Source organism: Gilliamella sp. wkB72 (assembly GCF_001693745.1).
In the GTDB taxonomy this organism is placed as follows: domain Bacteria; phylum Pseudomonadota; class Gammaproteobacteria; order Enterobacterales; family Orbaceae; genus Gilliamella; species Gilliamella apicola_E.
Window position 1 is genome coordinate 583,897 of record NZ_LZEI01000006.1, and the last position, 15,833, is coordinate 599,729.

Consider the following 15,833-nt stretch of genomic DNA (forward strand, 5'->3'; position numbering starts at 1 on the left):
AGCTAAACTTTTAGCCTAATCCAATGATTTTCCACCATAAAATACCAATAGTGAAAACAATAATTAAATTTACTACGCTACAAATGAAACCGACTTTCCACCATGTTTTAACCGGTACAAAGCCTTCAGCAAACAGTAACGGGTTACGAGCATTAGCAAATTGGGTAATCGAACCAAAATAGTTAGTACAAATAACTAATGCAAAAATGGCAATCATTTGCGGCACGCCGAGCGCTAAAGCAACCGTTAAAAATACTGGGAATAAAGCAGCAATATGCGCATTACCACTCGCAAAGAAGTAATGTAGATAAACATAGGCTACACACAAAATAACAATGACTAAAACCCAGCTACTATCTCCTAAGTGACCTTTAACCGCATTACCAATTGTATCGCCTAGCCACTTAGTTACGCCAAGTTTATTGACTTGTCCCGCCATCATCAGTAATGCTGCAAACCAAATTAAAGTATCCCAAGCAGCCTTTTCACCTTTGATATCATCCCAGCTAAGTACACCGGTTAAAATTAAAATTGTTAAGCCGATAAATGCAGTAGTAGTTGAATCAATACCAAAGTTTTTACCAAAAATCCACAAGCCTAACAGTAATAAAACAGTTGAACCCATAATAAGTTCTTTAAAGGTCAGAGCCCCCATTTTTTTAAGTTCTTCTGTGGCTAATTTAGGCGCTTCTGGTGTCTTTTTAAGTTCAGGATTGGTTAAAAAGTAGATAACTAAAGGAATAACAATAAATGAGACTAAACAAGGTACAATAGCCGCCATAAACCATTGTCCCCAGCCTAAAGTAATACCAAGTTGACTTGTTACTAATTTGGCTGCCAACAAGTTGCCGGTAAAGGCAGTTAAAAACATTGCCGATGTAATATCATTTACATGACTAATAGTTAACATTAAGAAAGTGCCAATACGATTTCTTGATTCATCTTTTGGATTTGAATTAAAATTGATCGCTAATGCTTCAGCGATTGGATAAATCACACCGCCAGCACGAGCTGTCGTACTAGGAATAGCTGGAGCTAATGCCATATCCGTTACCGACAGGCCATAGGCTAAACCTAATGTATTTCTACCTAAAAGTTTAACTAGATAATAAGCTATACGCTTACTTAACCCTGTTTTGATAAAACCACGTGCTATCATAAAAGCAATAACGATAAGCCAAATAAGGCTACTGTTTAATTCGCTTAATGAAATTTTAATCGCCTCTGTCGCTGTTGCAGCCCCTGATGGTCTTAGAACCGCAAAAACTGTTATCGCTAATAATCCAATTGCACCAATTGGCATAATTTCAGCAACAATACAGGCAATAGTTGCAACAAAGATGATACTGGTTTGCCAACCCTCAATACTAATTCCTTCAGGCGGAGAAACAAGTTCCCATAATATTGCTGAAATAACAGCAATAATTATGAGCGGTAACCATTTGACAGGTGGTTTTTTCACTGTGTTCATAGTATTTTCCTTTTTAATTAAAAATGACTTAATTTAATTCATAATAAAAACGATTCAGTTTGATATAAATCTTTTCGTTTCCAATAAAATGTTAATGTAAAACATATTGTTGGCTAATTAGCTGAAAAGCAAAATTATCAGTATTAACTAGTTCGATTGTTTTATTTTTTAAAACAAATATGGCTGATAAATTCGGATGTTCAATCAAATATTTACTAGCTTTTTTAACCCCTAATCCATAGAGAATAGTTGAAAAAATATCTCCTTCAAGCGACGTATCTGAAATTACCGTTACACTTTCTAATTCATTATCTAACGGGTAACCGGTTGAAGGGTTGAATATGTGATGATAACGGTGATTATTTAAGGTAAAGTAACGCTCATAAATCCCTGATGTAACAACAGATTTATTGTTAACTTGAATAATCCCGGCCAGTTCATTGTTGAGTGAAAATGGCTCTTTCAAACCTATTTGCCAATTGCCATTCCTATTTAAAGGTGATTTGCCTAAAGTTAAGACGTTACCACCTAAATTGATAATAGCTTGATGTATGTTATTTTGCTGTAAGACTACTTTAACCACATCTGCTATATAGCCTTTGGCTATAGCACCTAAATCAATTTCCATTCCCTTTTTTTTCAAAAAAACTGCACAAGTTTTAGGATCAAGCTCAATTTCGTTAGGATCGGTTAATAATAGCTGATCATAAATTTGCAGTGGGGAGGGAACTTGCTGGCCTTGAAAACCGATTTTCCATAATTTGACTAAAGGACCAATAGCAAAATTGAAACAACTATTGGGCATTAAACTGATTTTATAAGCTTGCTCAATAAGCGAAAACACAGCACGGCTAACGATAACCGGATGTTTACCCGCAGCAGCGTTAATCGACATAACTTCTGAATGACGGCGGTTAACGGTCAATTTATCTTCAAGTAATTTTATGGTGTGAAACACCCTATGAGCTACGGCTTCATTAGGCTCATAAAGCGTTAATGAAACCGTGGTACCCATTAATACTTGAGTATATTCATGGCTTGAATTAAGCATTTTAAACAAGCTTAAGTCATATTAGTCAATTAATGATTAATGTAATCAGTGGCTTTTCTACCTGCCTGCATACCAAATATAATGATATCAGCAACAGCGTTTCCACCGATACGATTGGCACCATGAACACCACCGACCACTTCGCCAGCAGCAAATACGCCTTGTATTACATGTTTATCCGTATCTAAAACTTGAGTATCGGTATTAATCGTTACCCCACCCATAGTATGATGCACACCCGGAGCAATCTTAATCGCATAAAATGGTCCTTTGTTAATAGGATGTCGCATACCAGTTGTTCGACCAAAGTCTTCGTCACGTTTTGTTTCAGCGAACTGATTATAACGCTCAACAGTTTGAGATAAAGTATTGCTGTCAATTGAGAGTTTATCAGCAAGATCTTTAATCGTATCAGCTTGAACGACTAAATCATGTGATACATATTCTTCAACAGCTTTGTTTTCATTACGTACTTGTTGATCAAATAGAATATACGCATAATGCTCCGGTAATTTAATAATTTCTGCTGAAACTTTATCACGAGTATCTAACTCATTGACAAAGCGTTGCCCTTTTTGGGAGACCAGTATCGCCCCGCCACCACGAATTGATTCGGAAATCAAATACGAAGTTGTTTGCTCAACAGTTGGATGAATCTGAATTTCTTTCATATCCACTGTGCCTGCTCCCAGTTTTTCTAGAATCATAATTCCGGAACCAGTAGCACCTTTATGGTTAGTAGTAACAAATCCTTTCAGATCTGGTCGATATTTTTCAACCATTTCACGATTTGCACTAAATCCACCAGTAGCAATAATAACCGCTTTGGCTTTAATCGTTTGAACGGAGCCGTCTTCTTCACTGACTTTAACTCCGACAACTTTATGATTCTCAGTTAATATTTCAGTTACATTGGTATCAAGCATAACTTCAATACCACGTCGGTTGATATTTTTTTGCAATCCACTAATTAAAAATCCGCCAACAGCAGCACCACTTGCCGGGCGATGCGTACGGTCAATGCTCATGCCCCCCGTTGTTGTGATACCACTAAGTTCGATACCATTATTATCTAACCAGTCAATGGCATCAGGAGCATTTTCAACAAAATAACGAAGTAACTCAGGATTATTTTTGTTTTTACCACCTGTTAAGGTTTCTTTATAGAACAGATCTTTACTGTCCACAATGCCTTTAAGTTTTTGGAATTTAGTTTCAGCTGCATTCATACCGGCAGAAGCTTTATTTGTATTGCCACCAATAACCGACATTTTTTCAACCACAACTACACTTGCTCCTAAATCATGTGCTTGAATAGCGGCTGCTAGTCCAGCGCCACCACTACCAACAACCACCACATCATAAGCTTTATCATTAGGATCACCACCCTCTGCAAGGATAGCTTCTTTATTTGATTTCGCCATAGCTTTCGTTACGGCTTTTTTGAACGCTTCACATTGTGATGTCGCGCCGGAAATTGCATCGACGTGAGGACTATTAGAGTCAATAATACGATGTTTGATTTCAGAAAAGTTGTTGACCACTTCACTATCAAAATCATTAGCATTGAGCAATTGCATGTCTTTAACAAAGTCATTACCTAATTCAACATTAATTAAGTATTCATAAGACTCATCATTAACCTTTTCTTGATAATTGCCCGGCTTGAATTTTTTTACATTAAGATTCACATCACGAATCAAGCTTTCAACTAATGAAAAGTGCCATAGTGGCTCAGGTATATTGAGTTCTTCACGTTTATCACTATTGATGAAAAGTTCAAGTTTCTCCCCTTTTTCGACTCGACTAAGCCAATCAGGGTAAGCAATACATGCCCGACCAACTGCAACCAGATCAAAGCCGTTATCCATAGCGGCTTCGACATCACTTATATTAACCACATTACCTACACCAACAACCGGAATTTTAGCTAATGTCTGTGATCGCATTGCAACATATTTATTAATTAAAGGCGTTGGATCATTAGTTTCAACAATAGATGGTCTTAAGATCGCCCCCATAGAGAAGTGAACGTAATCAAGTCCCTTTTCAGCCAATTTTTCAAGTAAGTACATCGAATCATCAAAACGAATTCCAGGTACTTCTAATTCTTCCGGCGAAAAACGATAACCAACAATAAAATCAGGGTTGGCATACTCTTTAACCATATTATGAGTAATATCTAAAACAGCCAATGGGAATCGAGCTCGATTATCACGGCTACCACCCCATTTATCAGTTCGTTGATTTGAGTTAGGTGAGTAAAATTGTTGAATTAAGTAGGTATTAGCGCCATGAATTTCGACTCCGTCAAATCCAGCTTGGATCGCTCGACGAACAGCTTGACCAAACTTATCAATCATTTCATCAACTTCATCTGCCGTCAATTCAATTGGGGTTGCTGCGCCTGGTCGTGGTGCAGCTATCGCACTTGGCCCAACTGGCGATTGTCCACCAATAAGTTTAGGCTCAACCATACGGCCACCGTGATAAACTTGGATAACTGCTTTGGAACCTTTCTCTTTAATGGCTTTAGCGATCTTCGCTAATCCTTCTATTTTATCATCATTATCTAAACCAATCGCACCGGGAAACGCTAACCCTTTATTGTCAACAAATCCACATTCAACAATAATAGTGCCAATTTCACCCGCTCTTGCTCGGTAATATTCAATTAAATCATGCGTAACAGAACCTTCGTAAAACCCTGAACAAGTAGTCATTGGTGCCATCATAATACGATTTTTTAGGGAAACACCATTGGGTAAGATTACTGGTTTAAAAATATCTTCGTTTTTCATATTTCATTACCTAATCATTAATATTTAAATGTTAACGTGGATCATAACATCCGAAATTTTTCTTCTCCACTTACATAAGTTTCATTAGTCGGAAAATATCATTTTTTCGACAAAAATTTATTCAAATTTATTAATAATTTATAAAACAATCTATGGATATAACAAAAAGAATTGTCTGTTTTTTATGTTATTTTGAAAGTGTTTGCGTACAATACTGCATAAACCTGTCTAAAAAAAAACACTATAACTATTTCATTTACTTATATTTTTTTAACTTCTATCACTTGTACTTTATTTTTATTCGACTAAAATGCTTACCAATTTTAGAAAAGAGAATTTGATTATGCTTGTGGTCCATACAAATAAACCAATAATAAAATTGAATTGTCTTTTTATTTTGAATATTCATCCTCCTTTATGGAGGATTTTTTATATCTATAAATTCAACCTTCCAATTTTATATCAAATTACTAAACAATACCACTTCCAGAACAGCCATAAACAGGAGATACCATGAAACCTTTGATCCCTTTTTATAACCCAAGTATTAGCTATGAAGATAATTATGCTAAAGGACCTTTTGGACTTTTTGCAGAATTAGATAAAGCAGAAAAAGTTTCAACTAAACCAACCAAATTCTTAAATGTTGATGTTAATTTACCATTTGGCCAACCCGCTGGGCCTTTATTAAATGCAAATTATATTAAAGCAGCATTTGCTTATGGATTCGATTTATGTGTATATAAAACGGTAAGAACAAAATTACACAAATGCCATCCGTTACCTAATGTTTTATCTGTTCATCCGAAAGGTAAACTTACGTGTAATTTAGACACAGTTTTAGCTGATACTAATTATAGCCAACCTCTTTCAATCACTAATTCATTTGGGGTTCCATCATTTGCTCCAGATATATGGCAACCAGATATGGCTGATGCTGTTAAAGCTGCTGGTCCAGGACAATGTGTTATTGGTAGCTTCCAAGGAACTCAAGGTAATGGAGTGATTGAACAAGATTATGCATTAGCCGCTAAATTAGTAAGAGAAACCAATGCACCAATTTTAGAAGCTAATTTAAGTTGCCCGAATGAAGGTGCAAGTAAATTACTTTGCTTTGATGTAGATAGAGTTGAAAGAATTGTTAAAGAAATTAAAAATGCTGTACCTGACCGTCCTCTTATCCTGAAATTAGCTTACTTCCCAGATGATGAAAGAATCGTTTCATTATTAACTCGTATTGGAAATATAGTTGATGGGTTAAGCGCGATTAATACGTTGTCAGCAAAACCTGTTGACGCAAATGGTCATCCAGCTTTAGGTGAAAACCGAAAAGAAGGCGGTATCTGTGGCGATGCAATTCGTTGGGCTGGCTTAGATATGGTTAGTCGACTCTATAAATATCGTAAACAAATGGATTTAAAATTTGCAATTATAGGTGTTGGTGGAGTTAGTAACAGTGAACATTATCATCAATTTATAAAAAATGGTGCTGATGCTGTAATGAGTGCAACAGGTGCGATGTGGAATCCGTTACTTGCTATTGAAATAAAAAAGAGTTTGAAATAATAGTCAAAAATAATACATCGCAATAAAGAGCTAATATTTTTGTTACAGGGTAACTTATTTACCCTGTTTTCTCTTAATTTCAACCTTTATATTGATCACTTTTTATTAAAATAATAGTAGACAAAAACGACATGAGCAAAAAAAACAGTGGCTAAGATTATTCTAACATGTAAAGAATTAAAAATAATAAAAGGAATAAGTAGCACAACAAACACCATTGCCAACATCTTAAATAAACTTGACCTGGTTGCCTTCTTTTCAATTAGCATTTTTTGGATATAAGTTTGATAGTAACTAGTTTGTGTAAAATAGTTATAGAGGCGCTCTGAACTATTTAACCATAGATATGCAGTAAGTAAATAAAAAGGTACTGTAGGTAACAAAGGAATAAAAATACCAATAGTTCCTAAAGCAAAAGAAACTCCACCTAGAACAACAAATATCGATTTTTTTAGCATGTCTAAATCAATTTAATTAATATTCATAGGATATCGAAGATAGCACAATTATAATAAACAAGGAAAGTATAAAGAAAAATAAGAATTGGCGGAACGGACGGGGCTCGAACCCGCGACCCCCTGCGTGACAGGCAGGTATTCTAACCAACTGAACTACCGCTCCGCTTTTTAGATACTTTAATGTGGAACATCAAAGTAGGCGTGATGTTAAAGATTATTTTTATTTTCGTCAATAAAATTTTTAAAAATAAAGTTCAATTGAATAGAAAACAATCATTAATGTACTTTAATGTGCTTTCCATAATGCCCCGCCACTTTTTTTATCAATCTTTTCTAAAATTGACTCGTGAGCAGAGAGTTCAGATTCATTTGCTTTAATAATCTTTAAAGGAGTTCCATTACGTTCAATTTTCTTGACGGTATTATTTGACATTGATAATGGATTATCTTCAGCGCTGAATGCTAACGTCGTTTGCCCCCCTGTCATTGCTAAATAAACTTCAGCTAGAATCTCAGCATCAAGTAAAGCGCCATGCAGTGTACGATGTGAATTATCAATCTGATAACGCTCACATAGTGCATCTAGATTATTTCGTTTACCAGGGAAAAGCCGCCGAGCCATAGCTAGTGTATCAGTAACAATACAATGTTCAGCTGTTTTAAAATTTAAACCACAAAGACGAAATTCATAATCCATAAATCCGACATCGAACGATGCGTTATGAATGACTAATTCAGCACCATCAATAAATTTTATAAAATCATGTGCTATATTTTTAAATATTGGTTTATCTTTAACAAATTCATCACTTATACCGTGAACTCTAAAGGCTTCTTCATCAATTAAACGTTCTGGATTGATATAAACATGGAAATGATTGCCAGTTAGTCGCCGATTTAATACCTCAACAGCACCAATTTCAATAATCTTATGCCCTTCATAGTGATTATTACCGTCTTGGTTCATACCTGTTGTTTCAGTATCTAATACAATTTGACGTGTTGAATGTGTTATCACGTTATACTCTTCTTCTAAAATTGGGAAATTTAATAATTAATGGTATAGTCTAACACCAAAATGCGCTGATGTTGATACCTACAGTGTTTTCGCCACTAATTACACAACATCACATTATTTAATTCTAAATTTTATTCAATAGGCAAAGTTTATTTAGTATGTTAAAAAAAATTCAAATTTTCACAGATGGTTCTTGTTTGGGTAACCCTGGTCCCGGTGGATATGCCGCAATTTTAAAATATAAACAAACAGAAAAAGTATTAGCTCAAGGTTATTTTAAAACCACCAATAATCGAATGGAATTATTAGCTGCAATTGTTGCTTTAGAGCTTCTTAAAGAACCGTGTCAAATTCAACTGTATTCTGACAGCCAATATCTACGTAATGGCATTATGAATTGGATTCATGGCTGGAAAAAAAATGGCTGGAAAACATCAAATAAACAACCTGTTAAAAATGTTGATTTGTGGCAACGTTTAGATGAAATAGCTAAATCACATACTATTGAATGGATTTGGGTTAAAGGTCATGCTGGTCATATCGAAAATGAGCGTTGTGATATTATTGCTAAAAATCAAGCCGAATCCCCAACTTTACACGATACTATTTTTGAAGCATCATTAAAGGACTGAATACAAAAAACAGTTAGATAACTAAGAAGGTATAATAACTATGTATCGATTACATGTTATCCCGGCCCTAAAAGATAATTATATTTGGTTGTTGGAAAACAACGATAAACAAATTGTTATTATCGACCCAGGTGAAGCTGCCCCTGTAATTAGTTATCTAAAAAAACATCACTTGTCACCCCTTGCAATTTTACTAACTCACCACCATATCGATCACACTGGCGGGGTAACAGAGCTAAAAGCATTTTATCCCGATATTGAAGTTTATGGGCCTAGTGAAATTAATTTGCAGATTAACTATCTAGATAATATAGATAAAATATCAATTGCTGATTTTCAATTTGATATTATTTCAGTACCGGGACACACATTAGGACATTTAGCTTATTATTGCCGACCATATCTATTTTGTGGTGATACCTTAATGTCTGCTGGTTGTGGTAGAATTTTTGAGGGTGATTATAAGCAAATGCTAAGCTCGCTTAATAATTTAAAGCGACTACCTGATGATACGTTTATTTGTGCAGGACACGAATATACTAAAGCTAATTTGAACTTTGCACAAATGATGGTTCCACATGATAAAGTTATTCATGAATATTATAATTATATTTGCAAAAAGAAAATTACTTTGCCTTCTATTTTAACCAAAGAAAAACAGATTAACTTATTTTTACGGTGTAAAGAAAAATCTTTACAAAACAAATTCAATTGTAACAATGAGTTAGAACTGTTTGCTTTTTTTAGGAGCCAAAAGGACATTTTTTAGGTATAATAAGTCGTTTAAATTAATGTCCTAACTTATAATCTAATGAAAAAATTATTAATATTTACAGTGTTATGTGCTTTTTTAGTCGGGTGTCAAAACCAAGGGTCGCGATACACTTCTGGCTCAAAACCATACAATTCTAAATCAATAGTTAATTCTAGCGTTAAAAGTGGTGGTGTTAATTACGCTTCAGTCACGCAAAATCCTTGGCATTACATGCTAACTCAAATTAACGTAAATGTTCCGAACAACAGCCGAGTTGTCGCGGAAAGAGAACGTTTACTGCGTAATCCACAGGGATTTGAAAATATTGCATTACGATCTGAACCTTATGTATATTACATCATTAATCAGTTACGAAAAAATAAGCTACCGGTTGAACTTGCTTTAATTCCATTAATTGAGAGTGCTTATGACCCTTTAGCTACCTCGCCTGCTCAAGCGGCTGGTTTATGGCAATTTGTGCCAATTACAGCTAAAGAATATGGTTTAAAACGTAGCAGTAGTTTTGATGGACGTCGCGATCTAATTGCTTCAACCAGCTCAGCTATATCTCTTTTACAAAATCTTAATAACCGCTTTAATGGCGACTGGTTATTAACATTAGCTGCATATAATGCAGGTGAAGGTCGAATTCAACGAGCGATTGATAAAAATAAAGCTAAAGGGCTACCTATTGACTATTGGTCTTTAGATTTACCACAAGAAACAATGCATTATGTGCCAAAAATATTAGCTATTATCGACATTGTTAAAAACAATAAACGTTATGGAATTAAACTACCGGATTGTAATTATCAAAACTCTTTAGTTAGAATTGATATGTCTAAAAACATTTCATTGTCTAAAATAGCGCAATATACTGGATTATCACTAAATGATTTAATGACATACAATGCCGGTTATGTGCAACAAACTGTAAATGGCCCTTTTCATCTATTAGTTCCTTATTCTCATGCAAATAAACTATTCAAAAAGTTGAAAAATGAGAATTTAGTTACTAGTCAAGTAACTGAGCTTTTAGAAGATGTGCCACATAACAATATGCCGTTTGAAATTAAATCAACGACAATTCAATACAGTACAGTAAATGCTAAAGATGCTAAATCTATTTTAAGTAATGGCAAAAAACAGATTACTTACCAAGTTAAAGCTGGTGATAATCTTTATTCCATTGCGAGGAATTACCGAGTGAAAATCACCGATCTTTTACAATGGAATAAATTAAAAAATGGACGAGTAAAAGAAGGTGATGTATTAACAATTAATTTAGTCAATTCGAATTCATTTTAAAATTGACTAATAATGGATTATGATCCGATGCGGCTGTACTAATTATCTTAGCCGCATCAAGCTTCAAACCTCGATAAAAAATAAAATCCAATGGCCTACCTAAAAACGTTTTTCGAATATCAATAGCAAAATTAACCGGTTTAAGATTTATTGATCGAGTCAAATGATAGAGTAAATTCAGTCGTTGCCGACTCCATGCATTAAAATCACCTGCCAAAATCACTGGTCCATCATGTTGCTTAATATAATTTAATAACATATACATCTGTTGACGATATATCTTTACGCCAATACTAAAATTGATGGCATGAATATTGGCAACTAACAGCTGTTTAGTAGAATTTTTAATTGGATAAACAGTAATTAGAGCTGATTTGGGTACCCGAATAAATGGCTCTTTTTCTCTAAACGATAATATTTTAGTCGGTGCTGAATCAGTTATAGTCATAACTCCAGCAAAAATATCATTAAAGCAGTAAGCTGGTACGTGATCGGCAACTTTGTTATTCGCAGATATAAAATTCAATAATTGTGGTGTTGTTTGGGCTTCTTGTAATAGCATTAACTTGGATTGGCTAGCATATTGCTCAAGAATTTTAATACAATCAGCCCTTTTCTGTTTAAAAATATTCCAAACCAAAACCGAGAATGATGATTGATCAATTAGTGGTTCATCATTGACTATCTTATGGTTTGGTAATATCAGTTCAACACTACTATTTCCTTGATATCGTAGTGTATAGTCTCGATGTTTAAACATTTTAACCGTTCATTTTTTCTTTTAAATAATCATCAAATGACAAAGTATCATTCTGTTCTTTCTTTTGTTGCTTTTCAATTGACATAGTTCTTTGCTGAACAAAATCACCATCAGTCAATAATTGCAAAGGTTCTGAACTAAGCTGATTTTTATATTGAGTTGCTAAAACTAAGCCAAATTTAGCAGTACCTAAATCGCTGATAGCCTCAAGCGTTCTTGCTGAAAGTGTTAATTCAGGCTGGTCAAACATCAGATCAAGCCGTTCGCAAACTTTACGATAATGTTGTTTATCATCTTGATGATCCAATACATCAGCAACACGGAGCAAATCTTTAAATAATTCGTGGCCGACTTTCGATAATGGCTCACGATAACTATCACAGCCGATACCAATTTCAAGACCCGGTCTACGCCCTTCCATAATAACCCGATTCCAATTTAATTTTGTACACTCAAGTTCGGCACTACTCATTTCAGGCGCTGGCGCTAACGCACACCATATCAAAAATAGATCAATAAAGCGGATCTGTTCCTCAGTAATACCTATTGGTGAAAATGGATTAACATCAAGCGCACGTACTTCAATATACTCTATTCCACCACGTAATAAGGCATCTGAAGGTAACTCCCCTGCTCTAGGAACTCGTTTAGGACGAATTGGTGCATAAAATTCATTTTCAATTTGTAAAACATTATCATTTAGTTGTCGATAATGACCATTAACTTTAATGCCTAATTTACTGAACTCATCTGATTTGACATGGGTGGCACGTTTTAATCCTTCAACATAAGTATCTAGATGATTAAAGGTAATACCTAATTGTTTCTGGGCATTGTTGGTGTAACCAATATCGCTTAATCTTAATGAAGTTGCATAAGGCAAAAAGCAGTTACCATTGGTTTGTTCTATAAATGCTTTAGCTTTTTGCTTATCTTGAATAAATGAAGAGCACATAGAAGGTGATGCGCCAAACAGGTAAGGAATCACCCAACCAAATCGATAATAATTACGTATTAAAGTAAAATAACCTTCAGAAATAACCGCTTTTCCTTCTTCGGCGTTTTTCACCCCAAACCGAGCTTGCCAAAATGCCATAGGCAAAGAGAAGTTATAATGCACGCCGGATATGGTTTGCATCATTGCGCCATAACGATTCTTCAATCCTTCTCGATAAACCGTTTTAAAACGCCCTTCATTTGAGGAGCCATATTGCGCCAAAATAATATCGTCTTCATTTGCCACAAAACAAGGCATACTTAATGGCCACATCATCTCATCGCCGATACTGACACTAGCATAACGATGTAAATCACGCAAAAACGTGAGCATATAATCAATATTCGTATTAACCGGCGTGATAAATTCAAGCATCGACTCAGCAAAATCGGTTGTTATCCAAGGATGAGTTAATGCTGAACCAATTTTATTAGGAAAAGGTGTTTTTGCTAAAGAGCCGTCTGGTAAAATTCTGAGCGTTTCACGTTCAACACCCCGTTGAATGCCTTGTAAAATTGTATAGTGTTTTTCCAACCAATTGAGTGCTTTAGAAACATCAGGAATCATAATTTTATATTTCCTAAATTCAGTTTAAATTGGCTTAATTTTAGCATAGTTTAATGGTTTATATAGGCTGTTTTGTGACTATTAAAAAGAAAATAGAAATCTATCAATATACAAAATAATATAAACTAATAGAATGTCACAAATAAGAAACCATTATCTACTAGATAGATAATGGTTAGTAACTTTGCTAATGAATCAGCTTATTTATTGGCTTGTTCAATTTTTTGATTAGCGACATAATCCTCATCGACCGGTGTGATAAGATTATTCTGATGATCAACAATATAGGTTTTTCCAAAACCTAAAACTAATCTACCGACTGTTGGTGTGATTTTAAACAAATTGAAATCTTTCATTTCCGCTAACATATACACCATTTTACTTACCCTTTTAGCAAGTTGGTCAATGATGTTATCAAAAAGCTCAGATTCTCTTTCAACAATGCTTGTTGTTGCACGGAACGATAGTCGTCTACGAGCATAAATATTCTTGGTATTGCATTCATCATCAATAATTAAAAAAGAGAGATTTGCATTATCTTTCATATTTTGACTATGAGGGGCGAGATCTGATATTAAAACGTAATAATCTTTTCCATCAAAAAAATAAGGTGAATAACTCGTATCTACTTCACCATTTTTAGTCATTGTTGATAATATAATTGTGCGAATTGTTTCATGTAAATTTTCTATTGTACTTTCAACAACATCATTTTTGGACTCAGCCATAATTACTCCTTGTTTGTCTATTCAGTTAACTTATTAACTTCATTGTTATAAATTCAATTGGATGCATTTATCAAAATAGTTCGAAATATCAGTATGAGAAATTATAATAAAACTACTTGTCGGTAGGTTTGTCTTTAACAATTTCAGCAATTGTTTTTCTGACTGCTTATCTAACGCATTGGTTGTTTCATCCATAAAAATCCAATCAGGTTTATGCATTAAAATTCTTGCAATCATTAGTCGTTGCTTTTCACCACCGGAAAGTGTTTTTAAATTATCACTGAGTAAATTTCTATCGATAAATTCTGTAGAAAAACCAACTTTTAATAGAAGTTGCTTAATCAAACTTAAATCTTTTTCAAACAAAGGTTGCGGATAGCTTATTGCATGAGCTAATCCCCCAACCGGAAAATAGGCATTTTGCGATAAAAATAATGTCTTTAATTTTGGCATTTTAATCATCCCCTCAAAATTGGGATAAAGGCCAGAAATTACTTTGAAAAATGTTGATTTACCGATACCCGATGCACCGGATATAACAACCGAATCGCCTTTATTAAGATAAAGATTGGGTAGTGTTAATAAAACAGTGCCATCCGGTTTTTTTATAGTTAAATCTTCAATCGAAAATGCATCTTGATTAATCTCTAATTGGCTAGCTGATTGATATTGATGAGCAGCTTGATTAGCTTTTTCAAAAAACTGGGTTAAACGATAACTACATGCAATAAGTTCGGCAAGTTTAGTATAATTGAAAATAAACCAAGACAAGTTAGTCACAACATTACTAAATGATTTACTAATTTGCATTAAAGAACCTAAGCTAACTTTACCAATTAAATAGATAGGCAGAGAAAAGAAAATAGGCACACTTAACACCGTTAAATAATAAGGCCGTGTAAAACAGCCTAAAATAAGTTGTCGTTTAATTAATAAATACCAATTTTTGATAATATGATTGAAATGCTGTTCAAATTGTTGTTTCTCCACTTTTTCACCATTCGCTAACGCGATTGCCTCTTTCGATTCACGAAATCGAGTTAAGACAAAGCGATAATTTGCCTCTAAGTGTTGTTGTTCAATTAACACGTTTTTTAAGGGGCGCCCCAGCATGTGGGCAATACAAGAAGTGAATAATACATAGATAGGTGCTAGCCAAATTAAATAATGAGAAATACTTATATCAATATTGAATCGACTAAAATTTAAAACAAAATTATCGGTAATTTTCCATAGAAGCATAAAATAGGAAAACAGGCCTATACATTGAGTAATCAGCGAAAAGCCTTCATTTGTTAATCGCTCAATAAATAGCAGGCAGTCTTCGGAAATACGTTGATCAGGATTATCAATTTCGTCTTGATTTAAAAACCAATATGCCTTGTCATTCAGCCATTTATCAAGTATCGAATCATTTAAAACCTTGCGCCATGTAATCACTAAGGTTTTTCTTAAAAATTCAATTATTAAGTAAGTTATTGCCCCCAAAATAGTTAACAACATAAAAACGATTAATTGGGTTATAACGCCTTGCATGTCATATTTTTCTAATGCATTAAAAAAGTTTTTATTCCAATTAATCATTTCAAGACTAATTTTAATTAAAACAATATTTAAACAAATAATAATTAAAGCATAACAATAACCATATTTACCTTGTCTTGATTTGAAGCAAAGCTTCATAAGCAAGATTATATTTTTCAATGTTTGCACAACTTATAC

General features: G+C 34.1%; 13 protein-coding genes and 1 tRNA gene. 4 read left to right on the plus strand and 10 right to left on the minus strand.

All coding sequences use genetic code 11. The annotated features are described in order from the left end of the window. Positions 1 to 10 precede the first annotated feature (10 nt). From A9G07_RS04060 to A9G07_RS04070, 3 genes are all read right to left on the minus strand, one after another. The gene (locus A9G07_RS04060; protein WP_065734126.1) at positions 11 to 1,471 is read right to left on the minus strand and encodes a DASS family sodium-coupled anion symporter; all 1,461 of its coding nucleotides are present in this window, start codon (positions 1,469 to 1,471) and stop codon (positions 11 to 13) included. Between the two features lie 91 nt (positions 1,472 to 1,562). Next, the gene (locus tag A9G07_RS04065) at positions 1,563 to 2,522 is read right to left on the minus strand and encodes an FAD:protein FMN transferase (RefSeq protein WP_065734127.1); all 960 of its coding nucleotides are present in this window, start codon (positions 2,520 to 2,522) and stop codon (positions 1,563 to 1,565) included. A gap of 29 nt (positions 2,523 to 2,551) precedes the next feature. Further along, positions 2,552 to 5,323 (minus strand): flavocytochrome c, encoded by a 2,772-nt coding sequence (locus tag A9G07_RS04070; protein WP_065734128.1) that lies wholly within the window; start codon positions 5,321 to 5,323, stop codon positions 2,552 to 2,554. 513 nt (positions 5,324 to 5,836) lie between these two features. On the opposite strand from A9G07_RS04070, the gene A9G07_RS04075 reads away from it, so the two are divergent. Next, positions 5,837 to 6,889 carry a dihydroorotate oxidase gene (locus A9G07_RS04075; protein WP_065734129.1) on the plus strand — a complete coding sequence of 351 codons (1,053 nt, stop codon included), beginning with the start codon at positions 5,837 to 5,839 and terminating at the stop codon, positions 6,887 to 6,889. 95 nt (positions 6,890 to 6,984) lie between these two features. On the opposite strand, the gene A9G07_RS04080 is transcribed toward A9G07_RS04075, so the two are convergent. The 3 genes from A9G07_RS04080 to dnaQ all read right to left on the minus strand — a co-directional run bounded on the left by A9G07_RS04080 (position 6,985) and on the right by dnaQ (position 8,365). After that, complete coding sequence (locus A9G07_RS04080; protein ID WP_065734130.1) at positions 6,985 to 7,347, minus strand: YbaN family protein; 363 nt, start codon at positions 7,345 to 7,347, stop codon at positions 6,985 to 6,987. Positions 7,348 to 7,433: 86 nt separating this feature from the next. After that, positions 7,434 to 7,510: transfer RNA gene (locus tag A9G07_RS04085), tRNA-Asp, on the minus strand. Positions 7,511 to 7,633: 123 nt separating this feature from the next. Further along, the gene (gene dnaQ / locus A9G07_RS04090; protein WP_065562836.1) at positions 7,634 to 8,365 is read right to left on the minus strand and encodes a DNA polymerase III subunit epsilon; all 732 of its coding nucleotides are present in this window, start codon (positions 8,363 to 8,365) and stop codon (positions 7,634 to 7,636) included. 158 nt (positions 8,366 to 8,523) lie between these two features. On the opposite strand from dnaQ, the gene rnhA reads away from it, so the two are divergent. Genes rnhA through A9G07_RS04105 form a run of 3 tightly spaced genes read left to right on the plus strand, consistent with a single transcriptional unit; the run spans position 8,524 to position 11,059 of the window. After that, positions 8,524 to 8,997 (plus strand): ribonuclease HI, encoded by a 474-nt coding sequence (rnhA, locus tag A9G07_RS04095; protein WP_065562837.1) that lies wholly within the window; start codon positions 8,524 to 8,526, stop codon positions 8,995 to 8,997. Positions 8,998 to 9,037: 40 nt separating this feature from the next. Continuing rightward, complete coding sequence (gene gloB, locus A9G07_RS04100; protein ID WP_065734131.1) at positions 9,038 to 9,766, plus strand: hydroxyacylglutathione hydrolase; 729 nt, start codon at positions 9,038 to 9,040, stop codon at positions 9,764 to 9,766. A 42-nt stretch (positions 9,767 to 9,808) separates the two neighbouring features. Then, positions 9,809 to 11,059 carry a transglycosylase SLT domain-containing protein gene (locus A9G07_RS04105; RefSeq protein WP_081303339.1) on the plus strand — a complete coding sequence of 417 codons (1,251 nt, stop codon included), beginning with the start codon at positions 9,809 to 9,811 and terminating at the stop codon, positions 11,057 to 11,059. Here A9G07_RS04105 and A9G07_RS04110 read toward each other — a convergent pair. The 4 genes from A9G07_RS04110 to A9G07_RS04125 all read right to left on the minus strand — a co-directional run bounded on the left by A9G07_RS04110 (position 11,040) and on the right by A9G07_RS04125 (position 15,815). After that, entirely contained in the window at positions 11,040 to 11,819 is a 780-nt protein-coding gene (locus A9G07_RS04110; protein ID WP_065562840.1) for an endonuclease/exonuclease/phosphatase family protein, read from the minus strand. The two genes, A9G07_RS04105 and A9G07_RS04110, sit on opposite strands and share 20 nt — an antisense overlap. Before the next feature lies 1 nt (position 11,820). Continuing rightward, complete coding sequence (gene gshA / locus A9G07_RS04115) at positions 11,821 to 13,383, minus strand: glutamate--cysteine ligase (RefSeq protein WP_065734133.1); 1,563 nt, start codon at positions 13,381 to 13,383, stop codon at positions 11,821 to 11,823. 200 nt (positions 13,384 to 13,583) lie between these two features. Next, entirely contained in the window at positions 13,584 to 14,111 is a 528-nt protein-coding gene (locus A9G07_RS04120; protein ID WP_065562842.1) for a HugZ family pyridoxamine 5'-phosphate oxidase, read from the minus strand. 45 nt (positions 14,112 to 14,156) lie between these two features. Further along, positions 14,157 to 15,815, minus strand: coding sequence for an ABC transporter ATP-binding protein/permease (locus A9G07_RS04125; RefSeq protein ID WP_141677468.1), 1,659 nt, complete (start codon positions 15,813 to 15,815; stop codon positions 14,157 to 14,159). Between the last annotated feature and the right edge of the window lie 18 nt (positions 15,816 to 15,833).